Annotated in this window: 21 protein-coding genes, 1 other RNA gene and 2 pseudogenes; 4 read left to right on the forward strand and 20 right to left on the reverse strand. The window is 69.2% G+C overall.

Translation table 11 applies throughout. The features are described 5' to 3' along the window. Positions 1 to 37: 37 nt before the first annotated feature. Entirely contained in the window at positions 38 to 772 is a 735-nt protein-coding gene (locus QUE25_RS04725; RefSeq protein WP_286268002.1) for a DUF1707 SHOCT-like domain-containing protein, read from the forward strand. Here QUE25_RS04725 and recR read toward each other — a convergent pair. From recR to QUE25_RS04770, 9 genes and pseudogenes are all read right to left on the reverse strand, one after another. After that, positions 760 to 1,359 (reverse strand): recombination mediator RecR, encoded by a 600-nt coding sequence (gene recR / locus QUE25_RS04730; RefSeq protein WP_286268003.1) that lies wholly within the window; start codon positions 1,357 to 1,359, stop codon positions 760 to 762. The two genes, QUE25_RS04725 and recR, sit on opposite strands and share 13 nt — an antisense overlap. 14 nt (positions 1,360 to 1,373) lie before the next feature. Beyond that, positions 1,374 to 1,682: a YbaB/EbfC family nucleoid-associated protein gene (locus tag QUE25_RS04735; protein WP_286268004.1), complete on the reverse strand. Its 309-nt coding sequence runs from the start codon at positions 1,680 to 1,682 to the stop codon at positions 1,374 to 1,376. Positions 1,683 to 1,703: 21 nt separating this feature from the next. Beyond that, entirely contained in the window at positions 1,704 to 3,881 is a 2,178-nt protein-coding gene (locus tag QUE25_RS04740) for a DNA polymerase III subunit gamma and tau (protein ID WP_425332735.1), read from the reverse strand. Positions 3,882 to 3,985: 104 nt separating this feature from the next. Further along, an RNA gene (gene ffs / locus QUE25_RS04745) (signal recognition particle sRNA small type) lies at positions 3,986 to 4,082 on the reverse strand. Positions 4,083 to 4,170: 88 nt separating this feature from the next. Continuing rightward, positions 4,171 to 5,094 carry a universal stress protein gene (locus QUE25_RS04750; RefSeq protein WP_286268005.1) on the reverse strand — a complete coding sequence of 308 codons (924 nt, stop codon included), beginning with the start codon at positions 5,092 to 5,094 and terminating at the stop codon, positions 4,171 to 4,173. A gap of 98 nt (positions 5,095 to 5,192) precedes the next feature. Beyond that, the gene (locus QUE25_RS04755) at positions 5,193 to 6,269 is read right to left on the reverse strand and encodes an NAD(P)-binding domain-containing protein (RefSeq protein WP_286268006.1); all 1,077 of its coding nucleotides are present in this window, start codon (positions 6,267 to 6,269) and stop codon (positions 5,193 to 5,195) included. A gap of 42 nt (positions 6,270 to 6,311) precedes the next feature. Beyond that, the gene (cobBC, locus tag QUE25_RS04760) at positions 6,312 to 8,762 is read right to left on the reverse strand and encodes a bifunctional hydrogenobyrinic acid a,c-diamide synthase/histidinol phosphate aminotransferase CobBC (protein WP_425332736.1); all 2,451 of its coding nucleotides are present in this window, start codon (positions 8,760 to 8,762) and stop codon (positions 6,312 to 6,314) included. After that, a complete protein-coding gene (cobO, locus tag QUE25_RS04765; protein WP_286268495.1) occupies positions 8,756 to 9,367 on the reverse strand; it encodes a cob(I)yrinic acid a,c-diamide adenosyltransferase in 612 nt (203 codons plus the stop codon). The genes cobBC and cobO overlap by 7 nt, the downstream gene beginning before the upstream one ends. Positions 9,368 to 9,442: 75 nt before the next feature. Continuing rightward, positions 9,443 to 10,885: pseudogene (locus tag QUE25_RS04770) on the reverse strand (cobyric acid synthase); the annotation flags it as partial. A gap of 35 nt (positions 10,886 to 10,920) precedes the next feature. On the opposite strand from QUE25_RS04770, the gene QUE25_RS04775 reads away from it, so the two are divergent. Then, positions 10,921 to 11,652: a cobalt-precorrin-6A reductase gene (locus QUE25_RS04775; RefSeq protein WP_286268008.1), complete on the forward strand. Its 732-nt coding sequence runs from the start codon at positions 10,921 to 10,923 to the stop codon at positions 11,650 to 11,652. Between the two features lie 30 nt (positions 11,653 to 11,682). Here the strand turns inward: QUE25_RS04775 and cobA are convergent, their stop codons facing one another. Next, positions 11,683 to 12,453 (reverse strand): uroporphyrinogen-III C-methyltransferase, encoded by a 771-nt coding sequence (cobA, locus tag QUE25_RS04780; RefSeq protein ID WP_286268009.1) that lies wholly within the window; start codon positions 12,451 to 12,453, stop codon positions 11,683 to 11,685. A gap of 66 nt (positions 12,454 to 12,519) precedes the next feature. Here cobA and cbiT point away from each other — a divergent pair, with 66 nt between their 5' ends. Continuing rightward, positions 12,520 to 13,131: a precorrin-6Y C5,15-methyltransferase (decarboxylating) subunit CbiT gene (gene cbiT / locus QUE25_RS04785; protein ID WP_286268010.1), complete on the forward strand. Its 612-nt coding sequence runs from the start codon at positions 12,520 to 12,522 to the stop codon at positions 13,129 to 13,131. Here the strand turns inward: cbiT and QUE25_RS04790 are convergent. Genes QUE25_RS04790 through QUE25_RS04805 form a run of 4 tightly spaced genes read right to left on the reverse strand, consistent with a single transcriptional unit; the run spans position 13,100 to position 15,760 of the window. Then, positions 13,100 to 13,918, reverse strand: a complete 819-nt coding sequence (locus QUE25_RS04790; protein WP_286268011.1) for an energy-coupling factor ABC transporter ATP-binding protein — start codon at positions 13,916 to 13,918, stop codon at positions 13,100 to 13,102. The two genes, cbiT and QUE25_RS04790, sit on opposite strands and share 32 nt — an antisense overlap. Then, positions 13,915 to 14,697, reverse strand: a complete 783-nt coding sequence (cbiQ, locus tag QUE25_RS04795; RefSeq protein ID WP_286268012.1) for a cobalt ECF transporter T component CbiQ — start codon at positions 14,695 to 14,697, stop codon at positions 13,915 to 13,917. Before cbiQ ends, QUE25_RS04790 begins: the two co-directional genes overlap by 4 nt. 6 nt (positions 14,698 to 14,703) lie before the next feature. Then, entirely contained in the window at positions 14,704 to 15,069 is a 366-nt protein-coding gene (locus QUE25_RS04800) for an energy-coupling factor ABC transporter substrate-binding protein (protein ID WP_286268013.1), read from the reverse strand. Then, complete coding sequence (locus QUE25_RS04805) at positions 15,062 to 15,760, reverse strand: energy-coupling factor ABC transporter permease (protein WP_286268014.1); 699 nt, start codon at positions 15,758 to 15,760, stop codon at positions 15,062 to 15,064. Before QUE25_RS04805 ends, QUE25_RS04800 begins: the two co-directional genes overlap by 8 nt. 182 nt (positions 15,761 to 15,942) lie before the next feature. Between QUE25_RS04805 and QUE25_RS04810 the strand changes: the two genes are divergently transcribed. Next, positions 15,943 to 16,599 (forward strand): precorrin-8X methylmutase, encoded by a 657-nt coding sequence (locus QUE25_RS04810; RefSeq protein ID WP_425332737.1) that lies wholly within the window; start codon positions 15,943 to 15,945, stop codon positions 16,597 to 16,599. A gap of 18 nt (positions 16,600 to 16,617) precedes the next feature. Here the strand turns inward: QUE25_RS04810 and QUE25_RS04815 are convergent, their stop codons facing one another. From QUE25_RS04815 to cobI, 6 genes and pseudogenes are all read right to left on the reverse strand, one after another. Continuing rightward, on the reverse strand, positions 16,618 to 16,947 hold the full coding sequence (locus tag QUE25_RS04815) for a transporter permease (protein WP_286268015.1): 330 nt from the start codon (positions 16,945 to 16,947) through the stop codon (positions 16,618 to 16,620). Positions 16,948 to 17,099: 152 nt separating this feature from the next. Further along, on the reverse strand, positions 17,100 to 17,903 hold the full coding sequence (gene cobF, locus QUE25_RS04820) for a precorrin-6A synthase (deacetylating) (RefSeq protein WP_286268016.1): 804 nt from the start codon (positions 17,901 to 17,903) through the stop codon (positions 17,100 to 17,102). Positions 17,904 to 17,905: 2 nt separating this feature from the next. Continuing rightward, positions 17,906 to 19,132 carry a CbiX/SirB N-terminal domain-containing protein gene (locus tag QUE25_RS04825; protein ID WP_286268017.1) on the reverse strand — a complete coding sequence of 409 codons (1,227 nt, stop codon included), beginning with the start codon at positions 19,130 to 19,132 and terminating at the stop codon, positions 17,906 to 17,908. 5 nt (positions 19,133 to 19,137) lie between these two features. After that, positions 19,138 to 21,551: pseudogene (gene cobJ, locus QUE25_RS04830) on the reverse strand (precorrin-3B C(17)-methyltransferase); the annotation flags it as partial. Beyond that, positions 21,548 to 22,387, reverse strand: coding sequence for a precorrin-4 C(11)-methyltransferase (gene cobM / locus QUE25_RS04840; protein WP_286268497.1), 840 nt, complete (start codon positions 22,385 to 22,387; stop codon positions 21,548 to 21,550). The gene cobM and the pseudogene cobJ, both read right to left, overlap by 4 nt. A gap of 65 nt (positions 22,388 to 22,452) precedes the next feature. Further along, entirely contained in the window at positions 22,453 to 23,214 is a 762-nt protein-coding gene (gene cobI / locus QUE25_RS04845; RefSeq protein WP_286268020.1) for a precorrin-2 C(20)-methyltransferase, read from the reverse strand. Positions 23,215 to 23,217: the final 3 nt, after the last annotated feature.

Here is a 23,217-nt window from a genome sequence, read left to right on the forward strand (position 1 = left end):
GTGACTCGCCTCGCTCCCGGGCAACTACTGTTGAATCATGAGCCATGACGATGACTTCCAGGATGCGCCGCGGCAGCGGGCGGGCGATGCCGATCGCCAGCAGGCGATCGAAGCGCTGACCCGCGCCTGGCGCGAGGGGCGCATCACCCGCGACGAATTCCAGGAGCGCAGCCCACAGGCACTGGGCGCGGTCTACCTCGATGAGCTGGACGATCTGCTGTCCGACCTCGGCGGCCTGACCGCGTCCCCGGCGCCACAAGCGGTGGAGCCCGGCGTTGTCAGCTACCAGTCTCCGGTGCCCGCAGGTGATCTGATCATTCAGGACAGCTGGCAGTCCGAGCCCGACGAACCGGCGTTGCCGGCGGTCTACGCACCCGAGGGAACCAAGGGATCGGCGCTGTCGGTCGGGGTCATGAGCGGCGTCGACCGGGCAGGCGAGTGGACGGTCGCTCCCACCCATGTCTCGATCGCGGTGATGGGCGGCACCTCCATCGACCTGCGTGAGGCGATCTTCACCAGCGACACCACGATCGTTACCTGCTTCGCCATCATGGGGGGCACCGATGTCATCGTGCCGCCCGAGATGGACGTCGAGGTCAACGGAATCGGTTTCATGGGCGGTTTCGGCTGGGAGAAGCCGCGCTACGTCAAGGCCACCCGGCCGGCACCCGAAGGCAATCCCCGCGTGATCATCAACGGGCTCGGCTTCTGGGGTGCGGTGAACATCGTCCGGCTGGAGCGCGGCGAGGAATACGACGGTCAGTCGACGTAGCGGCGGCCACTGAAGGCCCGCCCCAACGTCACCTCGTCGGCGTACTCGAGGTCGGCGCCCACCGGCAGACCCGACGCCAGCCGGGTGATCCGGATGCCCGGGGTCTGGCCGAGCAGCCGGCTGAGATAGGTGGCGGTCGCTTCGCCCTCCAGGTTGGGGTTGGTCGCCAGGATCACCTCGGTGATCGCGGCGTCGCTGAGCCTGCGCACCAGTTCGGCGATGTGCAGGTCGCCGGGCCCGCGACCGGCGATCGGGCTGATCGAGCCGCCGAGCACGTGGTAGCGACCCCGGAACTCCCGGGTGCGTTCGATCGCCACCACGTCCTTGCTCTCCTCCACCACACAGATGGACGAGGCGTCGCGCTTGGGGTCGCGGCAGATGCGGCAGACGTCCTGATCGGTGACGTTGAAACAGATCTCGCAGAAACGCACCTTCTGCTTGACCTCGATCAGCGCCTGGGCGAGGCGTTCAACGTCCTCGGCGGGCTGGTCGAGCAGCCAGAAGGCGATGCGCTGAGCACTCTTCGGGCCGATCCCGGGCAGGCGTCCCAGTTCATCGATCAGGTCTTGGACGGGACCGTCGTACAACTAACTCAAGCCTCTCAGAATCCGAGGCCGCCGAGATCGGGCATCAACGCCTGTGCCTGATTGGCGGCCTGGGTGCCGGCATCCCGCACCGCGGCGATGATCAGGTCACTGAGCGACTCGAGGTCGTCGAGGTCAACGGCACCCGGCTCGATCGTGAGACCGACCAGCTCGCCAGCACCGGTGACGACCGCTTGGACGAGATCGCCGCCCGCGCTGCCGGTGAAGACCGAGTTCGCCAGGTCCTCCTGGGCCTGCTGCAGTTGCGCCTGCATGGCCTGGGCCTGCTGCAACAGCGCGTTCATGTCCATTCCTTCGGGGAACATGGATGTCCTTTCGTTGCGGACTTAGGTTTCTTGCTCGTCGATGATCTGGGCGCCGAGCTGGCGCATCAGTAGCTCCGCGGCGTCCACGCCCGACTCATCGAGCACCACGTCCTCAGCTGTGACGATATCGCCCATATCGGCCTCGGGGGTCTCCGGTCGCCGGTTCTGGCCATCGTGCGGGCTGCTGCCGCGCTCCGGCGCTGCCTGCCGACGATCCTCGTCATGGACCGCCTGGTAGTGATGTGGCACCGGCTGCGGCTCATGGTCGGGTTCGTCGCCGGGTTGGGAGGGTACCGCCTGCTGATGCTGACCGGCTGCCGAGGGGCCTCCGTCCACAGCCGCCGAGATACGAAGATCTGCGCCCAGGACCGCGATCAGGCACTCGCGCAGCACCTCGATGCTGCCGCCCGACTGGAAGCGCTCCAAGGTGCCCTGGTTGGCGAAGCCGAGCAGCAGGTCGGAGCCGCGGACCTCGACCACCTGAGCGTTCTGGCTGAGCAGGGCATGGGTGAACCGCTTGCGCGACTTTACCTCCTCGAGGATCTGCGGCCACAGCCTCCGCAGATCGGCTGTGCTCGGGCCGGACGCGGCAGCGGTGCTGGGCTGGGGCTGCGGTGCCGGCGGAGGGGCCACCGGCTGCTGGGGTGCTGGGCGCTGTTCATCGACTGCCCGCGGGGTGCGGCCGCGCGGTTGGTCGACCGGGCGTTGCTCGGGTGGACGACGTTGCTGTGCCGGGCGCTGCCGGGTGGGCGGGGTCTGCTCGTCGGCGGGTGGGACGATCGGCGCGTCGACCGGCTCGGGTCGCCGGGAGGGCTGCGCCGTGCGAGCCGGGAACTGGTGGATCTCGGCGTCCCCGGCCGGCGGCGCGACCGAGCGGCCCGGCACGACGTCGGGCATGTCGAGGCGCCGTTCCAACCGGTCGAGGCGGGCATGCACGCCGCGGGCGCCGTCGTCGGCGGTGGGCAGCAGGATGCGCGCACAGATCAGTTCCAGATGCAGTCTCGGTGCGGTGGTGCCCCGCATCTGCACCAGGCCGGTCGCGATCACCTCGGCGGCACGGGTGAGCTCGCCCGAGCCCAGCGCCGCCGCCTGGGCACGCAGCCGTTCGGCCTGGTCCTCGGCCACATCGATGAGCCCGGAATCGATCGCGTCCGGCACCTGGGAGACGATCACCAGATCACGCATCCGCTCCAGCAGGTCCTCGGCGAAGCGGCGCGGGTCCTGGCCGACCTCGATCACCTTGTCGATCCCCGCGAACACGCCCTTGCCGTCTCCGGCGGCGAAAGCGTCCACGATCTCGTCCAGCAGCGCGTCGGAGGTGTAGCCGAGCAGCCCGGCAGCCTGCAGGTAGCTGACGCGTCCGTGGTCGGCGGCGCCCAGCAGCTGATCGAGCACCGACAGCGAATCGCGCACCGAGCCGGCACCGGCGCGCACCACCAACGGCAGCACGCCCCGCTCGACGTCGACACCTTCCTCACCGCAGATCTTTTCCAGATAGGCGGTCAGTGTGCGCGGCGGCACCAGCCGGAACGGGTAGTGGTGGGTGCGCGAGCGGATCGTCCCGATGACCTTCTCGGGTTCGGTCGTCGCGAAGATGAACTTGACGTGTTCGGGTGGCTCCTCGACGACCTTCAGCAAGGCGTTGAAGCCTTCCTTGGTCACCATGTGCGCCTCGTCGATGATGTAGATCTTGTAGCGGCTGGCCACCGGCGCGAAGTAGACGCCCTCGCGTAGGTCGCGGGCGTCGTCCACCCGGCCGTGCGAGGCGGCGTCGATCTCGATGACGTCGATGCTGCCCGGTCCCCCGGTGGCCAGTTGCACGCAGGAGTCGCAGACTCCACACGGCGTGGGGGTGGGGCCCTGCGCGCAGTTCAGGCAGCGGGCCAGGATGCGCGCGCTGGTGGTCTTGCCGCAGCCGCGCGGCCCGCTGAACAGGTAGGCGTGATTGACCTTGTTGTTGGCGATCGCCCGGCACAGCGGCCCGGTGACATGTTCTTGGCCGATGACCTCGGCGAAGGTGTCCGGACGATAGCGCCGGTACAGCGCCAGCGGCGCCGGCGGACGCTCGACGGTCGCAGCCGGCGCTACAACGACGGGCTCGGGCGCTGACGGGATGCCGGCATCGTCCTGCTCGAACAGCAGGAGGTCATCGGGATCGTCAGCGAGGTCGTCCCCGTCGAAGCCAAGATCGTCGTCCACCCGGCAAGCCTATGCTGAGCCACCGACAGTTCTTCACCCCGGTGGCGGATTCCTGCGGCCGTATCCGATCGGCGGGAGACGCCGACGCTGCGCTGTGACGGCACAAAAAGGGGCCCCCGCGCACCCGGAAGAGCTCACTTACCCTTGCTGCCTTCCGGCCCTGGGGGGGTTGGGCGAGTTACCGCCGCACGGGGGACCTGACGTCCATACTACGTGCATCGTTGGCCCGAGCGCCAAACCCGGGTCAACGATGCAGGTCCTGAACGGGATCCGTGGAGGCGTCGGCGGCTCAGATGGTCGTCTCGGTCGGGACCTCGCCGCGGGTCACGATCACCGGGCAGTGCGCCTCGCGCAGCACGTGCTTGCTGGTCGAGCCCAGCAGCAGGCCGGCGAAGCCGCCGCGTCCGCGTGAACCGACGACGACCAGGCCCGCCTTCTTCGACTCGTCCACCAGGGCGACCTCGGCCCTGCCCCTGACGACCCGGACCTCGGTCGGGACCTCGGGGAACTTGGCCTTTCCGTCGGCGAGTTGCTTGTTGACCATCTCGGTCAACCCGGCGGTGATCTCGTCGATCGAGTACTCCCACACGTCGGCGTTGTAGGCGTCGTAGGCGCCGAAATCCCAGGCGTTGATCGCGATCAGCGGAACCTTGCGGACATGCGCGGTCTCGAAGGCGAAGTCGATGGCGCCCTTCGCCGCCGCGGATTCGTCGACGCCGACCACGACCGGGCCACCGGGGTTCTCGATCGATTCGTCGGTGATCACCGCGATGGGTCCGTGCGAGTGGGTGGCCACCGCGTCCGAGACGCCACCCAGCAGCTTCACGGACATCGGTGCGCCCTGACCACGCGCGCCGACCACGACGAGGAACGCATCGCGGGACGCCTCGGCGAGCACCGCCGACGGGTTGCCCCGCACGACCTGGCCCTCGACATCGAGATCGGGATGCTTCTCCTTCAGCTGCGTGAGTACCTTGTCGAGGCGTTTCTCGGCACGCGCGTTGTACTGCTCCAGGAAGTCGCCCCCGCTCGCCATTGCCTTGAGCGCGTGAGTGCGACTCGGCAGCGGCACCTCGGCGATCACATCCAGCACGAGAAGTGGGATTCCGCGTATCTGGGCCCGTTCAGCAGCCCAATCAACAGCCTTGTTCGCTCGCTCCGAGCCATCGGTTCCCACAACAATCCGACCTGCGGTCTGAAGCTCTGCGGTCATCACGGCCTCCTCTGGTCGCCCAAGCATCATCTTCAGTGATGAGTGCCAGTCTATCGGCCCGGCCCGTGTCACCGCAGGGATCACGGCGCCGCGCAGCGTCAGAACCGCGACTGCCGGACGATCGCAGCGACAGCCTCGCGGCCGGCCCGATTGGCCCCGACGGTGGACTGCGAGGTGCCGTACCCGATCAGATGGACGCGTGGCTCGCCGGCCACCTGGGTGCCGCGCATCGTGATGGCCCCCAGCTGGTTGCGCAGCCGCATGGGCTCCAGATGCTGCAGTGCGGCGCGAAACCCGGTCGCCCAGACGATCGTGTCCAGCGGGGTGAAGCTGCCATCGGCCTCCCGGACTCCGTCAGGTTCCACCGCGGTGAACAGCGGCCGGCGCCGGAGCACGCCCCGGTCGTGCGCCTCGCGGGTGTACTGGTTCCGCGGCAGACCGGTATAGGAGACCACGCTTCGGGTCGGGCGGCCCGCCTCGACGTCGGCCCGCACCTGGTCGATGGTCTGCCGTCCGCCCTCGTCCGGGGTGAAGCTGTCGCGGAATTCAGGTACCCGCCGGGTGTACCAGAAGGTGGTGGCCACCCGCGAGATCTCCGCCAGATGCTGGATCGCCGAGATCCCGCCACCGACGATCGCGACTCGGCGTCCGGCGAAGTCAGCAGCCCGTGTGTAGTCGTGGGTGTGCAACTGCCGGCCGGCGAAGGTGGCGCGGCCGGCGATATCGGGCCACACCGGGTTGGTCCAGGTGCCGGTGGCGTTGATGATGATCCGCGACCGCCATTGACCCCGGTCGGTGTCGATGACCAGGTCGCCGTCGGGGTCGTCGTCGTCCGGCCTGACCGCGTCGACCATCTCGGGACGCAGGATCGGCGGGCGGAAACGGTCTTCGAACGCTGCGAAGTAGCGGGGCACGGCGATGCTGCTCGGCTCGTCGGGGTCGATCGGGGGGCTCGGCAGGCCGGGCAGATCGAAGATCCCGTTGACCGTGGCCATGGTCAACGATTCCCAGCGGTGCCGCCAGGCGCCACCCGGACCGGTCTCATGGTCGAGGACGACGAAGCTGCGGCCGGCCTGCGGGAAGTCGACAGCGCTCACGAAACCGCGCCGCAGCAGGTGATAGGCAGCCGATAGACCGGCCTGGCCTGCCCCGATGACCACCACGGACGAGAGCATGAGCTTCAGTGTAGATCGACCCTTCCGCCAGGGACCGACAACTCAATCACCACGCACCCGGATCAGCGCCGCTATCAACGCGGTGCTGATCGGTTCGCTGGGCACCGAAACGCGGATCCAGCCGGGTCCCAGCCCCGGGAAGGTATCGCAACGACGCACCGCGAAGCCCTGGGCGGCGAGGGCTTCGGGAGGGTTCGAGACGCCCAGGCCGCTGACATCCACCAGGACGAACGGTGTCCGGGGCTCACCTGCCACTGGGAACCCGGCGGCGCGCAACGCGTCCACCAGGAAAGCCCGTTCGGTGGCGACCTCATCGAGGATCCGGGCTGCCACCCGGTCGGCCTGGCCACTCGCGATCGCGACCATGGCGTCCAGCGCGGGGGTGGAGACCGCCCACGGTTCCTGATGCCGGGCCAGTTCGCCGATCAGGGTTTGATCGCCGGCCACGAATCCGGCCCGCAGCCCGGCGATCCCCCACAACTTGGTCAGTGAGCGGGTGACCAGCACGCCGTCCAGGTCGCCGGCCAGGACCGACTCCGGCTCGCCGGGCACAAAGTCCATGAAGGCCTCGTCGACCACGACGATTCGTCCCGGACGCACCAGCCTGCCGATCTCGGCGGCCGGATGCAGCACCCCCGTCGGGTTCGTCGGGTTGCCGAGGACGACCAGATCCGCGTCGGCACCGATCCGGTCGGCGTCCAGCCGGAAACCCTCGTCGGCGCGCAGCATCGACCGGCGCACCTGATGGCCGGCGGTCCGCCAGGCCACCTCGGGTTCGGTGAACTGCGGATGCACGATCACCACCTTGCGTCCCGGAAATGTGCGCGCGACAAGGGTGAAGGCGTCCGCAGCACCGGCGGTGGGCAGCAGCTGCCCGGCCTCCAGGCCGTACCGGGCGGCTAGCGCCTGACGGGCGGCGCCCGACTCGGGATAGCCGGTCCACTGGTCTGCCCGGGCGGCCACCGCGGTGAGCAGCCATTCGGGAGCGCGCCGCACATTGACGGCCAGATCGACCAGGCCCGGACGCAGTTGAGCGTCCCCGTGATGACGCAGATCGGGCGCCGGCAGCCGTTGCGGGCCGACCGGTGCCTGCCAGCTGCGCCCGGCGTTGCCGAAGGCCGCGCAGGCCTGCGCGAAACGCTGCGCCAGCTGCGGGTATCCCGCCCAGTGCACGTGCTGATAGGACGCCAGCACCGACGCGCTCGCCAGTCCCTCGGTGCGCCCGGGCCCGGCATCGACCAGCCAGGCCGGGGCCACGTCTGCACCGGCCGTGCCGCGCAGCGAGGTGGTGATCGTCCGGTGGAACTCGTGCGAATGCACCCGCTCCCCCGGCTCGGTGACCACCGAGCGGGACGCGGCGACCAGGTCGCGGTAGCCGAGCGTGAGCTTCGGCGACATCCGGGCGTCCAGCGGGACCGCGCCGGCCATGTCGGTGCCGTCCAGGGTGCGGCACAGGTAGAGCAATCCCGCGCACTCGGCGACGGTCGGCATCCCCGCGGCGACCGCCGCGCGGACCTCGGCCAGCAGGGGGCGGTTCGCGGCGAGTTCCTCGGCATACATCTCGGGAAAGCCGCCACCCAGGTAGAGCCCGTGGCTGCCGCCCGGCAGGCGGTGGCTGGTCATCGGATCGAATTCGACGACCTCGCAGCCGGCGGCCCGCAGCAGCTCGACCGTCTCGGCGTAACGGAAGGTGAACGCCCGGCCGGCGGCCACCGCGATCCGCGGACGCCCGCCCACGGTGCTGATCTCGGCCTGCGCCGACCACGGCGTGACATCCAGCTCGGCCGCCGCGGACGCCACGGCCAGCACCTCGTCCAGATCGACATGCGCGGCCACCAACTCGGCGGCGGCATCGATGACCGCCTGGGCCTGATCGCGCTCGGCGGCGGGCACCAGGCCCAGATGCCGCGAGGGCACCACCAGGTCACGGCTGCGCGGAATCGCGCCGAGCACCGGCAGCCCCACCTCCGCGAGCGCACCCCGCAGTTCGTCCACGGCCCTCGGCGAGCCCGTCTTGTTCAGGATGACTCCGGCCACCTTCGGCGCCTGCAGGTGGTTCGCCAGGCCATAGGCGGTTGCGGCCAGCGTGCGGGAGACCCCGCTGGTGTCCATCACCAAGACCACCGGGGCGTCGATCAACTCGGCGATGTGGGCGCTCGACCCGAAGCCGCTGCGGCCCTCGGTGAGCCCCAGCCGCCCGTCGTAGAGCCCCATGACCCCCTCGACCACCGAGACATCGGCACCCGCGGCGCCGTGCGCGAACAGCGGTGCGATGCGTCCGGTGCCGCACAACCAGGCATCGAGGTTGCGGCCGGGCAGTCCGGTGGCCAGCGTGTGATAGCCGGGATCGATGTAGTCGGGGCCGACCTTGAACGGCGCCACCCGCAGCCCGCGGGCGCGCAGTGCGGCCATCAGCCCGATGCTGACGGTGGTCTTGCCCGAGCTCGAGTTGGGTGCGGCCAGCAGCAGGCGCGGATAGGGGGTCATCACCATTCGATTCCGGCCTGGCCCTTCTCACCGGCATCGAAAGGATGCTTGATCTTGCGCATGTCGGTCACCAGGTCGGCGGCGGCGATCAGCCGGTCCGGCGCATGGCGTCCGGTGATCACCACATGTTGATGGCCCGGACGATTCAGCAGCGTGTCGACCACCTCGTCGGCGTCCAGCCAGCCCTTGGCCAGCACATGGCAGAACTCGTCGAGGATGAGCAGATCGTGGGTTTCGGCGAGCAGCCGCTCGCGGACCTGCTGCCAGCCCCGCTCGGCCAGCGCCCGCTGATCGGCCTTCGCCCCGGCACGGGTGGCGGTGCGCCCCTCGCCGAAGTTCAGCCACTCGACCCGGCCGCCCTGGCCGGTGCGCTGATGCACGTCATCGAGAGCCTGGAAGGCCAGCCGCTCACCGGTCGGCCAGCCGCAGGTCTTGATGAACTGGAACACCCCGATCGACCAGCCCTGTGACCAGGCGCGCAGCCCGACGCCGAAGGCGGCCGTCGATTTCCCCTTGCCGTCGCCGGTGTTGACGATCAGCCGCGGCCTCAGCCGCAGCGCGCGGGCGGTGAGGGGCTCGGCCTCCACCTCGGAGTACTCGCCAAGATCCACGGCTTCGGGCTCGGACGCCCGGCTGGGCCGCGGTTGCGCCCGGCGGGCCGCGCCATGCGGTCCGGCCAGCCCGGCCAGCTCCAGCATCCGGTCGAGGTCGACCTTCTCCTCGACCGCGTCGGCCAGGGTTTCGATCATCTGTTCCCGGGCGGCGGCATAGCCGACGGCGTCCGGGTCGGGACGCCACCCCACACCGGCCAGCCGGGCCACCTCGGTCAGGAACGCGTTCCGGAAGTCGTCGTTCTCCAGGCTGCCGTGCAGCATGGTGCCGAAGGTCGACCCCACCTGCCAGCCGTCCAGGAACGGCTCGGCCTGCCCCACCCGGGTGCAGACGCCGTGGTGGATCTCGTACCCGTGCACCTCGTGGACACCCCACGAGTAGGTGGTCTGGGCGGTGATCTTCTCGTCGGCGAAGCTGACCTCGACCGGCAGCAGCCCGAGCCCGGGCACTCGACCCTTCCTCGTCTCGACCTGATCGTCGATGACCTGGGCGAGCATCTGGTAGCCGCCGCAGATGCCCAAGACCGGGCGCCCGGCGGCGCGGCGGGCAGCGATCGCCTCGTCCAGACCGTGCTCGCGGAGCCAGGCCAGGTCGTCCACGGTCGACCGTGAACCCGGCAGGATCAGCAGATCGACGGCGGCTGCCTCGTAGGGATCGGCGGTGACCGTCACGTCGACCCCCGGCGTGTTCGCGAGGGCCTCGACATCGGTGGCATTGGAGATGCGCGGGAAGCGCACCACGGCCACCCGCAACGGCACGAGCTTCTCGGGTACCGGCCCCAATTCGGCGCGCCAGCGATCGACCTGCAGGGCATCCTCGCCGTCCAGCCAGACACCCTCCAGCCAGGGCAGCACCCCGAGGTTCTCCATTCCGGTGCGGCGGCTGATGTCGTCCAGGCCGGGGTCGAGCACACTCTGGTCGCCGCGGAACTTGTTGATGATGAAGCCGGCCAGCAGCGCGCGATCGGCCTCGGACACAATGCCCCAGGTGCCGTACAGGCTCGCGAGAATGCCGCCGCGGTCGATATCGCCGACCAACACCACCGGCAGCCCGAACTGCTGAGCCAACCCCATGTTGACGTAGTCGCCGGCGCGCAGGTTGGTCTCGGCCGGGGATCCGGCGCCTTCCACGACGACGAGTTCGTGGCTATCGGACAGCTCCTGGTAGGCGGCGAACGCCGCCTCGGCCAGGTGCCGGCGTCCGGTGGCGTACTCACCGGCCTCCAAGGTGCCGGCCGGGCGTCCGCGCAGCACCACGAACGCGCGGCGGTCGGTACCGGGCTTGAGCAGCACCGGGTTGAGGATGCTGGCAGGTTCGACGCCGGCGGCCTGGGCCTGCAGGTACTGCGCGCGTCCGATCTCGGAGCCGTCGGCGCAGACCATCGAGTTGTTCGACATGTTCTGCGCCTTGAAGGGCACGACGTCGATGCCGCGCCGTTTGAGGGCACGGCAGATTCCGGTCACCATGAGGGACTTTCCGGCGTCGGACGACGTCCCGGCGATCAGGATTCCTGTCATCGTTGCTCCTTCATGCGTGCGATAGGTTGAGGCACGTGCGAGTCCTCTTGCTGGGTGGTACCGCCGACGGCCGGGAACTGGCCGCCGCGCTGGAATCCGCCGGGGTCGCTGTGCTGAGGTCGGTGGCCGGACGCACCGCGCAGGCGCGTGGCGAGGTGGGCGCCCGGGTCGGCGGCTTCGGTGGGGTTGACGGCTTGGTCGATTACCTGCGCGCTACTGAGATCGACGCAGTAGTGGACGCCACGCACCCGTTTGCGGCCCGGATGACCGCCAATGCGGCTCAAGCCTGCGCCGTGACCGGGGTGAGGCTGCTGCGATTCACCCGCCCCAGCTGGGCCGATCATCCGCTCGCCGCGCAGTGGCGCTGGGTGCCCGACCACCGTGCGGCGGCCGCGCTGGCCGCGCAGGCATCCGGCAGGGTGCTGCTGACGGTCGGTCGTCAGCCGCTGGCGGCCTACCGCGGTCTTCCCGACGTGCTGGCCAGAGTCGCCGAGTGGCAGGGCGACCCGGTGCCCGACGGCATGCGCATCGTTGAGGCCCGCGGCCCTTTCGGCCTGGACGCAGAACTCGCGCTGCTGCGCAACGAGACGATCACCCTGCTCGTCAGCAAGGACTCCGGCGGCGCGGACAACGCGGCCAAGCTGGAAGCCGCAGCCCGGCTGGACGTCCCGGTGGTGATGATCGAGCGTCCGCCGCTGCCCGAGGGCCTGCAGCAGGCCGGCAGTGTCGCCGATGCCGTGACCTGGGTGGGCACGCTGAACCACTGAGTTCCTGGCCGCAAGACTGAGCCGCACCGGTCAGTTCCGATCCGCTTCCGGCTGGGCGGGCTGCGCCAGTTCGAGCGCGGCGACCGCACCGATGATCGTGATCGCCGGAGGGGTGACCCCTTCACGACCAGCGATCTCGGCGATCTCGCCCAGCGGAGCGCGCAGCACCCGCATCTGATCCGAAGCCGCATTCATCACGATCGCGGCAGGGGTCCCGGCGTCCAGGCCGGCACCGACGAGTTCGGCAACGATGTCGGGAAGGTACTTGACGCCCATCAGGATCACCAGCGTGGTGTTGGTCTGGGCCAGCGCCACCCAATTGAGTTCGCTGCGCGAATCCTGCGGGCGGACGTGGCCGCTGACGATGGTGACGCCCTGGGACAGCCCGCGATGGGTGACCGGAATGCCCGCCAGAGCGGGAGCCGCGATCGCCGAGCTGACGCCGGGAATCACCTGCACCGGCACGCCGGCCAGTGCACACTCGATGACCTCCTCGCCGCCGCGACCGAACAGGAAGTTGTCGCCGCCCTTCAGCCGCACCACGCGGCGTCCCTGCCTGGCCTGTTCGATGAGGATCGCGTTGATGTCTTCCTGAGACGTCTGAGGGCCCCGCGGGATCTTGCCGACGTCGATCTTCTCGGCGTCCGGGCGGGCCTGGTCGAGCACGGCAAGTGGCGCCAGCCTGTCGTAGACGATGACATCGGCCTGTTGCACGGCGCGCAGTCCCCCGACGGTGATGAGATCCGGGTCACCTGGACCGCCGCCGACCAGAACGACCGTGCCGGGAGTGAGCTGGTTCATGATCCTCCTTGTTCGGGGCCGCTGAGCCGCCCCCGCCGCTGGATTGTTCTCGGGTAGCCTCGCCTCGTGACCGATCGCACATCCGAGCTTCCCACATCCGACGAGCTGGCGACTCTCGGCACGACACCCGGACTACCCGACGAGGCGTTCGAACACGACGGATTGATCACCAAGCGGCACGTGCGCGCCAGCGCCTTCGCATTCCTGCGCCCGGCGGCCGGCGAGCTGCTGTGGGACGTCGGTCTCGGTTCGGGCGCGATGGCCATCGAATGGTGCCGGGCCGCGCCGGGGGCGTCCGCGATCGGCCTGGAACGCAAGGCGGAGCGGGCCGAACGGGCCCGCCGCAACATTGAGCGCATGGTTCCCGGCCGCGTCCGGATCGTCATCGGGGAGGCCTCCCGGGCTCTGGCGGAACTGCCCGCGCCCGATGCGGTTTTCCTCGGCGGCGGGGTCACCGATGGCGTGCTCGATGATTGCTGGGCCGCGCTCAAGCCGGGTGGACGGATCGTTGCCCACGGTGTCACCCTGGACACCGAAACACTGCTCGCCGGGTGGTACCGGGCGCACGGCGGGTCGTTGAGCCGGCTGCTGGTCGAGAACGTCGAACAGCTCGGCCGGTTCCTGAGCTGGACGCCTGCCCGCGCGGTCACGCAGTGGGCCTGTGTGAAGGACCGATAGCTTCGAGAACCTCGGTCATCGTGCGGGGACGGGACTCCAGGCCCAGTGCGATGGCCAGCTGCAACTGCCAGGGCTGCCGCAGATGAGCCCGGCTCACCAGATCGGTATCGGCCAGCACCTCGGCTATCGGGCCCTGGTGCACCTGACCACCGGCGACCACTGCCGCCTCATCCGCCCATGACAGCGCGAAATCGACGTCGTGGGTGGCCAGGACGATGGTGGTGCCCTGGCCGGTGAGCCGCGCCAGCGCCGAGCGCGTCTCTTCGACACCCGACGGGTCGAGACCCGCCGTGGGTTCGTCGAGCAGAAGAACATCCGGACGCATGGCGACCGCTCCCGCGATCGTGACGCGTTTGCGTTCGCCGTAGGACAGCTGATGAGTCGGACGATCGGCCAGATGCGTGATGCCCAGCAGGTCGAGTGCCTCAGCGACACGGCGGCGGGCTTCGTCCTCGGTCAGGCCCAGGTTGAGCGGACCGAACGCGACATCTTGGGTGACGTCGGCCGAGAAGAGCTGGTCGTCGGGATCCTGCAGCACCAATTGGACGCGCCGGCGGTGCTCCCGCAAGCCGGCCCTGTCATGTTTGAGCGGCCGGCCGGCCAGGGCGATCTCGCCCGAGTCGGGCTTGTGAGCACCGGACAGGCAGCGCAGCAGCGTGGTCTTGCCCGAGCCGTTGGCGCCGAGCAGGGCCAGCCTGATCCCCGGAGAGAGCCGGCAGCTCGCCCGCTTCAGCACCGGTTCGGCCCCCGGATAGGACGCGATGACATCGCGCGCGACGAGGATCATGACAAGACCGTCCACCCGATGGTGAGCAGCCAGATGCCGCCGAGCAACGCGCCGACGGCCGCCAGGAATCGTGGCGATGCCGGCATCCGGCGCGGCAGGGTGATGAGGTCACCGTCGATGCCGCGGGCTGCCAGCCCGTCGGTCAGCCGGGCGGCGCGATCCCAGGAACGTACCAGGAGGGTGCCCATGGTGTTGGCCGCGGTGTTCATCCGCCGTTTGAATGGTTTCGGGCCGGCCGGCGCGTCCCCGAGCCGCGCCACCTGCGCGACGTGCATCGCCAGTGCGGTGTCGAGCAGCACGAACAGCAGCCGGTAGATGAGGGACGCCACCTCGACCAGCGGTCCCGGCACGCCGCGCTGGCGGGCCCAGCCGAGCAGGTCGACCATCGGTGTGGTGGTGGCGAGCAGCAGGATTGCCAGGGTGCCGGCCGTCGAGCGGGCGAACAGTTGCAGCCCGTTGAGAGCCGACGCTGTGGTCAGTGATAGCGGGCCGAAACGGAACCAGGCTTCGGCGGGCGCCCGGCCGACGATGAAGGCGACCGAGATCGAGCCGATCAGGATGAAGACGAGGGGTGCCGCGAAGCCGGTGGCCAGCGTCCGGATGGGAATGCGTGCCGGGCCGAGCGTCGCGACGACCGAGGCCAGCGCCACCAGCGGCGCGGCCGGCCAGGCGGGTGCGATCAGGGCAGTGAGGACCAGACCCATGCTGAGCAGGAGCTTCTCACTGACCCTGATGTGCCGCCAGGGCGCACCCCAGGCGGCATCATCAAGGGCAATCATTGCAGGCTATTCGGTAGCCGGGACAGGTGCGTCCCCCGATGGTTTGACCGGTGCGGGCCCGGCCGCAGCGAACTCTTCCCTGCTCTTGGCGCGGCCACGCAGGTTTCCGAGGGCGAATCCGACGATACCGGCACCCAGGGCGGCCTGCAGGGCGAACAGCCCGGACTCGATCTCACCGCTGCCGGGCTCGAAGATCGGCTGGAACCAGGGCTCGGTGCCTTCTTGTTCCAGGGTCTCGGTGACGACCGAGTCGGTGCCCGTGAAGCCTTCTTCGCCGTCACCGGGCTTGGGAGCCAGCGCGAACGAGAGCACGAAGATCGCGATGATGGCGGCAATCAGGCCGAAGGTGATCCAGGGATTCTTCTTAGACATTGCTGGTCTCCTCAGCTTTCGCCTGGGGAGCAGCTATCGGGTCGATGATGCCGCGGCGTTCCAGTTCGGGACGCACGACTCCGGCCAGGAAGCGGAAGAGCAGCACCCCGACGAAGCCTTCGGCCACGGCCAGCGGAATCTGGGTGATGGCGAAGACGCTCAGGAACTTGGCTGCGGCTCCGGCGAAGCCGGACACCGGGTCGGGATGCGCGATGGCCAATTGGATCGAGGTGACGACGTAGGTGCTGAGATCGGCGAAGAACATCGCCGCGAAGATCGCTATCGACGATCCGAATCTGCGCAGCAGCCGATAGGCTCCGTAGCCGATCCACGGACCGGCGATCGCCATCGAGAAGACGTTCGCGCCCAATGTGGTGATTCCCCCGTGGGCCAGCAGCAGCGCCTGGAACAGCAGCACCACGGTGCCCAGGAAGGCCATTACCGGTGGTCTGAACAGCACCGCCCCGACACCGGTGCCGGTGGGGTGCGAGGAGCTGCCGGTCACCGACGGCAGCTTGATCGCCGAGAGCACGAAGGTGAAAGCTCCGGCGACGGCCAGCAGCATTTTGTTCTCGGTGGATTCGCGAGCTTCCTTGATGACGCAACGGGCCCCGTGGATGACGAATGGAGCGGCTGCCACATACCAGGCAGCACATTGAAGTGGCGGTAGGAATCCTTCGGCGATATGCACGAATCTCTCTCCTTTTGAGATGACGCGTCCCAATAATTCGATGCATCAAGGTGAGTTCCTGACTTCCGTTCGAATGAACGTTCACAGTGGCGCGACCGTGCCGGCTCTTCCCGGCTTCCTCGTCGCTTGACGCATATGAGACTCTAGACCACGAGCATTCGGACCTCGAAGGGACCCCCCACGTGGACGTGACATACGACTACCTCACTGATGCGGCCGAGATCTACGCCGAATCGTTTTCAACCATTCGTCGCGAGGCTGATCTGTCGCGTTTCCCCGATGACGTCGCCAACGTTGTCGTGCGGATGATCCACGCCGCCGCCCAGACCGACCTGCCCGCCGACATCGCGTTCACCGAGGGTGTGGTGGCGAGCACGCGTGAAGCCTTGTGGAACGGTGCCCCGGTCTTCTGCGATTCCACCATGGTGGCCACCGGGATCATCCGTTCCCGGCTGCCGAACAGCAACGAGGTGATCTGCCATCTGGGCGACCCACGGCTGGCCGAGATGGCTGCCGAACTGCACACCACCAAGACCGCGGCCGCGGTCGACCTGTGGCTGCCCCGCCTGCAGGGCGCGGTGGTGGCCATCGGCAATGCGCCGACGGCGTTGTTCCGGCTGCTCGAAGTGGTGCGGGACACGGGAGTCAAGCCGGCAGGTGTGATCGGTATCCCGGTAGGTTTCGTGGGTGCGGCCGAGTCGAAGCAGGCGCTGGTCGACAATCCGTTCGGGCTGGAGTATCTGGCGCTGCTGGGACGCCGCGGCGGCTCCGCCGTGACGGTGGCCGCGGTGAATGCGATCGCCAGCACCGACGAGCGCACGAACCAGGTGCGCGCCTAGCTCTGCCGCCGTCGGAGCCTAGGCGAAAGCGATATAGCGCAGGTAAATGTAGATCCAGGCGATGATCGTGGTGAAGACGGTCGTCAATATGCCGTACTTGGTGAAATGCCAGAACGTGATCTTGTGTCCCGAGCGAGCCGCCAGCCCGATGCCGACGACGTTCGCGCTGGCCGCCACCGCTGTTCCGTTGCCGCCGAAGTCGGCACCCAGCGCGAACGCCCACCACAGGAACGCTCCGTCGTGGGAGTCGCTGCCGTAGGTGACCAGCACATCCACGATCGGTGCCATGGTCACCGGGTCGCCCACTCGGACCGGTGGCACCTGCACAGCCAGATCTCTTGCCCTCATGGCAACGTTCCTTTGTCCACGGAGTTGGAAAAACTGATGAGGCTAACAAGCCTGACATGCGTTCGGCCCCTCCCCGCCGGGCGCTCGCGGCAACTGTGACGTGATGGGTTAACACTAGCGGAAATCGGGGGATTGCCACTAGTGAGTTGCACTCAGTTACGGACGGGGCCTGAGCGCGAAACGCGATCACGCCGCAGCAGGTAGGTGTCGAAGATCCAGCCGTTCATCTCGGCGGCCTCGGCGCGCACGCGCAGGATCTCGTCCCTCACCTGCGCCAATGGTCCGCTGATGAGGAGCTCGGCTGCGGTACCCAGGTAGGCGCCCCAGAAGATCTCGAGGCCGGCAGGGTCGATGCGAGCGAAGGTCTGCTTGCCGTCGAGCATCACCACGACATCGTCGACCGTCTCGGGCATGCCTGAGGCCAGCAGCCGGGCAGGGGCGATCTGCACCGCCCGTCCCTGACGATTGAGCGGGATCTTGAATGCCGCGGCCAGCGCCAGCACGCAGCTGATGCCGGGGATCACCTGTACTTCGATCGGACGCCCGGCCCGGGTGGACGCGTCGGCCAGCTTGTCGACGATGGCCAGGGTGCTCTCGTAGAGGCTGGGGTCGCCCCAGATCAGGAAGCCGCCGCTGGCGCCTTCGGGCAGCTCCGCGGCCACTGCCGCACTCCACGATTCGAGCCGCTGAGCTCGCCAGCTGGCAACCGCGGCCGGATAGTCGGGGGTGGTCTGCCAGGGACGGGGCGGATCGCGTAGTTCGACGGTCTTCAGCGGGACGTCGCGGTGCCGCTCGATGATGATCCGCCGTGCCTCGACGAGGTCATCGAGTTGATCCTCCTTGAGAACCACGAACAGGACGTCGATCTCGCGGATCGCCGCGATCGCCTGCAGCGTGATCCATTCGGGGTTACCTGCGCCGATTCCGATCAGCACAAGCTTGCGGGGTCCGGCCATGGTCAGTCGGCGAGCTCGCCGAGAGCCTTGACGGCCGCGGTGCGGGCGTGCGCCGTGCGATGCGGGTTGCGGTCACCGACCACCCCGACCCACAGACCCGCGACCTCCCCGGTCGCCGGCGTCCAGGCCGTGCCGCCGATAGCAGCATCACCGCGGACGCAGAAGACGCGCCGCTGCTCGGCCCAGGCTGCCACCTGCGCATTGACCTCGGGGGAATCGGTCAGCGCCAGCGCATACCAGGCACCCTCCAGATCGGCCTCGGACACCGCGCGCTGAGTCCAGCTCAGCTGTCCCTCGTCCGCCAGCCTGCGGATCTTCTCGCTCGCCTGGGGAGCGACCACCCGGACATCGGCACCGGCCTTGAGCAGCTTGCCGACCCGGCGGGCCGCGACCGTGCCCGCGCCGGCGATGAGTACCGTGCGTCCGGTCAGCACGAGGCCGCTCAGGTAGACCTGCGGGGCCGGGCCACTGGCCGGGCCGATCCAGCCCTGAGCAGCCGACCGGTAGCGGTCGGCGACCGTCTGCGCCAATTCGTCGCAGTCGCCGATCACGTCGGCCAGCCGCACCTCGGCGTCCGGATGATTCGCCGCCCAGGTGGCGGACTGCTCCCGTGCCCAGTTCTGCAGCAGGCCAGGAAACAGATAGTGCGGCATGATCACGATCTTGCGTCCACCGTGGGCGTAGGCCCGGTCGAGGGCGGTGGTCAGGTCGGGCTCGGCGATCTGGATGAAGCCGGTGACCACGTCGCCGTAGCCGCCCTCCTCGCGCAGCAGCCGGCCCAGCCGGACATGATCGGCGTTGGCCTCGGGGACGCTGCAACCGCGTCCCAGGAAGACCACACTGGTCTGGCCGGGTGTCCACTCGCCGAGGGCGGCAGCGATCCGTTCGCGGGCGGCGGCGCGTAGCAGCGGGTCCGAACCCAGGTGCCCGGCATAGCTGACCGATCCGCTGCCGGCAAGCACTCGTCCGCCTTCGATGCCCTCGGGAATATCCTCGCGGACGTGCCCGCCGGTGCCGATCATCAGCGGCACCACCACGACATGATCGTCGGACGACTCGGCCAGGGCGGCGGCGACCGCGTCCTCGATCGTCGGGGTGTCGAGCTCGACGTAGGCGTCGTAGACCGTCACGCCGGGCAGCAGCGTCTTCACCCGGTCGATCAGTGCACGGCAGGCCTGCTGCCCCTCGGGAAGCCGGGTGCCGTGGGCGGCAATGACCAACGAACTCATCTCTGCTCCATCCAGGTGTAGTCGCGGGGGGTCACCATCACTTCGTCCCCGGCGCCGGTAGGCATCATGCGGGTCGAGGACGACCCGACGATCACGATCGAATGCATGTCGACCCACTGCGGGTCGAAGTCTGCCAGCGGCGCCACGCGGTAGCTCTGCTCGGGACGACTGGCGTCGCGCACCACGGCGACCGGTGTGCCGGCCGGCCGGTGCGCGCCGAGGATCTCCAACGCCCGCGGCAGATGAGCCGTCCGCGAGCGACTGCGCGGGTTGTACATGGCCACCACGAAATCGCCCTCGGCGGCAGCCTGCAGACGCTTCTCGATGACATCCCAATCGGTGTGCAGATCCGACAGCGAAATGGTCACGTGGTCGTGGCCCAGCGGGGCGCCGAGGATCGCCGAGGCGGCCAGTTCCGCGGTCACGCCCGGGACGATCTCGACGTCGATGCCCTCGGTGCCCTGTTCGAGGGTGGGCGAGGCCATCGCGTAGATCGCCGGATCTCCCCCGCACACGATCGCCACATTTCGTCCCTCGCGGGCCTTCTCGATGCCGAGCGCGGTGCGCATGTCCTCGGTGCCCATGCCCGATGAGACGATCTCGGTGCCGGGCCGCAGCACCGAGCGGATCTGCGCCACGTAGGGCCGATAGCCGATGACGATGGCGGACTCGCTGAGCACCCGGCGGGCCCGCGGGGTCAACAGGTCGTCGGCGCCGGGGCCGAGGCCGACGATGGCGAGCCGCCCGCGCGGCTCGAGACGGCCGATGGCGATGGTCGCCTCCGGGCTCTTGGTCTTCTCGACGATCAGCGTGGCGCCGTGGGCCAGCACGGAGGCCTCCGACACGCTCGGCGTGCCGACCGCGCTCGCGGCATGACCGCTGGGATTGGGCACCTGGAGGCCGGCGAGCAACGGGGCGGAATAGGTGACGAAATCCACCCCTAGCTCGGCGGCCAGAGCGATCAGGCCCTGCTCGTCGGCCTTGGCGTCCACGCTGGTCAGCGCACAGATGGACGACTGGGACAAGCCGCGCTCGGCAAACGTCGCGGCCAGCAGTGTGCGCAGGTCCTCGACGGAGGTGCCGCGGTTGCAGCCCATTCCGACGACCAGCGATTTGGGATGCAGCACCACGGTGGGCAGATCGGTGGGCACCAACACCGCATCGCTCACCAGGATGCGCGCCTGGGGATCGGGCGGTGGGGGCAGCACCTTGACATGCGTCCCGCGCCGTTCGACCCGCTCGACCCCGGGCTCGGTGACGTTGCTGGGCAGCGCGGGCAGCGGCCACGGGTGCTCGCGGACGAGCGCGACCGGGCGTCCGTCGATCACCGCACGGGTCACCCCGGCGAGGTCACCGGTGGTCTCCCAGCCCAGCGTGTCCAGACCGGGCAGCCCCAGCGCGTCGGTCGCGGTGGTGAGCACCGCGGTGGCACCCAGACCCTCCGCGATCCGCCGGGCCAGTTCGTTCGCGCCGCCGACATGTCCCCCGACCAGGGGGACGACGAATCGTCCGGCCTCGTCGATCACGACCACGCCGGGATCGGTCTTCTTGTCGGCGAGTAGGCCGGCGATCAGGCGGGTGGTGGCGCCGAGCGCCAGGTGGCTGATGATCAGATCGCATTCGTCCCAGGCTTGCCGGAGGCCTTCGGCCGACGATGTTGTGTAGCGGTGGGTCGTGCCGAGGAATGCGTCGATGGCCTCCGCGCGGGCCTGGCTTGTGGCGGTGGTGGCCACTTGGCCGATGATGGGCTGGCTCACGCTTCGGCTCCTGCCGGCCGGGCTCCCCCGGCGATCGCTGTCTGTTCCCCGATGGCGGCGGCATCGTCGGGGTGGTGGGCGAGGACGAGCACCACATTCGGCTGCGCGATGTCGGTCACCACGCGGGCCTGTTCCTCACTGAGGACGCGGACCTGTTCGTCGTGCTCACCGAGCCGTTCGGCCAGCACATAGCTGCGTCCCAGGCCGGCGGTGGCGGCCACGATCTGCGGCAGACCCGTGCGTCCATCGGTCAACAGGCCCACCTTCGGATGGGTGCGCAGCGCCTCGAGTGCCGGCGCCGGATCGTTGCCGTGCAACGAGACGAGCAGGGCGTCGTCCCAGGGCAGCGCGACCGCGGCGAAGGCGAGTTGGAGCGAGGTGACCGTCGGGACGACGCGCACCTTCAGCCCCGCCGCGCGAATGCGCCGCACGACCCCGTAGAACAGCGGGTCTCCCGAGGCGATGACCACCGCCCGATCCTCGGCAGGCAGCTCCTGGAGGGCGTCGATGGCAGGCCCGATGCGGCCCAGGACGATGCGGCGATCGTCCGGCACACCGAGCGCATCGAGGTGCCGCTGCCCGCCCACCACCAGGGAGGCACCGGCGACGGCTTCGCGTAGTCCGGCGCTGGGGGCGCCGATGTAACCGTAGACGGTGATCATGCCTGGGCGCCCTTCTCGGCAAGTTCGCGCGCGGCGACCGGGTCGGCATCGCGGTACTCGTGCCGGAAACCGGGATGGTAGAGATGGCTGCGCTTGGCCAGCGGGGTTTCGGCCAGCGCGGGACCGACCAGGATCACGGTGTGCTTCCAGAACTTGTGCTCTTTCATGGTGGCGGCCAACTGATCGAGCCGGCAGCGCACCATCACCTCGTCGGGCCAGGTCACCTGGTGGCCGATGATGACCGGGGTGTCCGGCGGATAGCCGCCGGCCAGCAGCTCCCGCTGCAGGGTGTGGCTGCGCGCCGCGGACAGGTAGAGCGCCATCGTGGTGCCGTGGGCGGCGAATTCGCGGACACTCTCGCGCGGCGGCATCGGCGTGCGGCCGCCCTCCAGCCGGGTGAGGATCAACGACTGCGAGACCTCCGGCAAGGTGATCTCGACATCGGAGCGGGCTGCGGCGGCGGAGAAGGCCGAGACACCCGGAATCGACTCGTAGGCGATGCCGAGCCTGCGGAGTAGTTCGCGCTGTTCGGCGGTGGCGCCGTAGATGGCCGGGTCGCCGGTGTGTACGCGAGCGACCAGCAGGCCCTCGTCGCGGGCCCGCTCGTAGAGGGGGGTGATGTCTTCGAGCGAGGCGGACGCCGAGTCGACCAACAGCGCGTCCGGCTTGTGGTCGGCCACGATCTCGGCGTTGACCAGGGACGACGCCCAGATGATGATGTCGGCGGCCGCGATCGTCCGGGCACCGCGCACGGTGATCAGGTCGGCTGCGCCCGGGCCGGCGCCGACGAAGACGACCTTGCCCTGGCCGGGTTCACCGCCGGCCGGTGGAATCACCGTGTACTGGGCGCGGCCTTCGGCCTGCGGCTCGGTGGCGTCTGATTCAGCCGCTGGTTGCTGGTTCACAGCCGTTCTCCTCGTCCGCCACGCTTGGCCGGCCACAGCACGCTGGTGAAGTAGGGGGCGCTGTCCAGTTCACTGACCGCGCTGATCTGCTCCGCGGGCAGCCCGACGTCGATTCCTGCTACGGCGTCGTCGCCGATCTCGGCCAGATGCGCCCGCAACTCGGGCAGATAGCGTCCGGCCTTGTACACCACGCAGGTGTCGGCCACCTCGGCGACCTTCAGCAGTGGCTCGATGCCCCTCTTGAGCGGGACGAGCGCCAGCACCTCGTCGCCTTCGACCAGCGGGGTGCGGCTGGCCGCGGCCAGCGCCTGCATGGCGGTGATGCCGGGGATGACCTCGACCCGCAGATCAGCAACCTTCTCGCGCACCGATGAGGCCAGATAGCTGAAGGTGGAGTAGACCGACGGGTCCCCGATGGTTGCGAAGCCGATGGTCGTGGCACCAGCATCGAACGAGGCCACGGCCTGATCTGCCGAGGCCTGCCACGAGGCGGCGCGCCGTTTCGTCACACCGGTGCGGTCGGCCATCGAGAACGGAATACGCACGATGCGCTCGGCCACGTCGGGGCAGGCGGCGAGCACGATCGTCTCGGCTCGTCCGGCGCCGGAGCCGCTCGCTTCGGTGGCGGGCACCAGGATGCGTTCACAGTGGCGCAGCGCGTTGACCGCTTTGACGGTGATGAGTTCGGGATCACCGGGGCCGACCCCGATGCCGAAGAGGATGTGGGGGCGCGTCGTGGGCTGGGCGGCTTCGCTCAATTC

The sequence above is a fragment of the Brooklawnia propionicigenes genome, assembly GCF_030297015.1.
GTDB classification, from domain to species: domain Bacteria; phylum Actinomycetota; class Actinomycetes; order Propionibacteriales; family Propionibacteriaceae; genus Brooklawnia; species Brooklawnia propionicigenes.

What these genes read in the sequence shown, in the direction of transcription:
- QUE25_RS04725 (WP_286268002.1), top strand. Translation starts at nt 38, where the DNA reads ATGAGCCATGACGATGACTTCCAGGATGCGCCGCGGCAGCGGGCGGGC.
- QUE25_RS04735 (WP_286268004.1), bottom strand. Translation starts at nt 1,682, where the DNA reads ATGTTCCCCGAAGGAATGGACATGAACGCGCTGTTGCAGCAGGCCCAG.
- QUE25_RS04750 (WP_286268005.1), bottom strand. Translation starts at nt 5,094, where the DNA reads ATGACCGCAGAGCTTCAGACCGCAGGTCGGATTGTTGTGGGAACCGAT.
- QUE25_RS04755 (WP_286268006.1), bottom strand. Translation starts at nt 6,269, where the DNA reads ATGCTCTCGTCCGTGGTGGTCATCGGGGCAGGCCAGGCCGGTCTATCG.
- cobBC (WP_425332736.1), bottom strand. Translation starts at nt 8,762, where the DNA reads ATGGTGATGACCCCCTATCCGCGCCTGCTGCTGGCCGCACCCAACTCG.
- cobA (WP_286268009.1), bottom strand. Translation starts at nt 12,453, where the DNA reads ATGAACCAGCTCACTCCCGGCACGGTCGTTCTGGTCGGCGGCGGTCCA.
- QUE25_RS04790 (WP_286268011.1), bottom strand. Translation starts at nt 13,918, where the DNA reads ATGATCCTCGTCGCGCGCGATGTCATCGCGTCCTATCCGGGGGCCGAA.
- cbiQ (WP_286268012.1), bottom strand. Translation starts at nt 14,697, where the DNA reads ATGATTGCCCTTGATGATGCCGCCTGGGGTGCGCCCTGGCGGCACATC.
- QUE25_RS04800 (WP_286268013.1), bottom strand. Translation starts at nt 15,069, where the DNA reads ATGTCTAAGAAGAATCCCTGGATCACCTTCGGCCTGATTGCCGCCATC.
- QUE25_RS04815 (WP_286268015.1), bottom strand. Translation starts at nt 16,947, where the DNA reads ATGAGGGCAAGAGATCTGGCTGTGCAGGTGCCACCGGTCCGAGTGGGC.
- cobF (WP_286268016.1), bottom strand. Translation starts at nt 17,903, where the DNA reads ATGGCCGGACCCCGCAAGCTTGTGCTGATCGGAATCGGCGCAGGTAAC.
- QUE25_RS04825 (WP_286268017.1), bottom strand. Translation starts at nt 19,132, where the DNA reads ATGAGTTCGTTGGTCATTGCCGCCCACGGCACCCGGCTTCCCGAGGGG.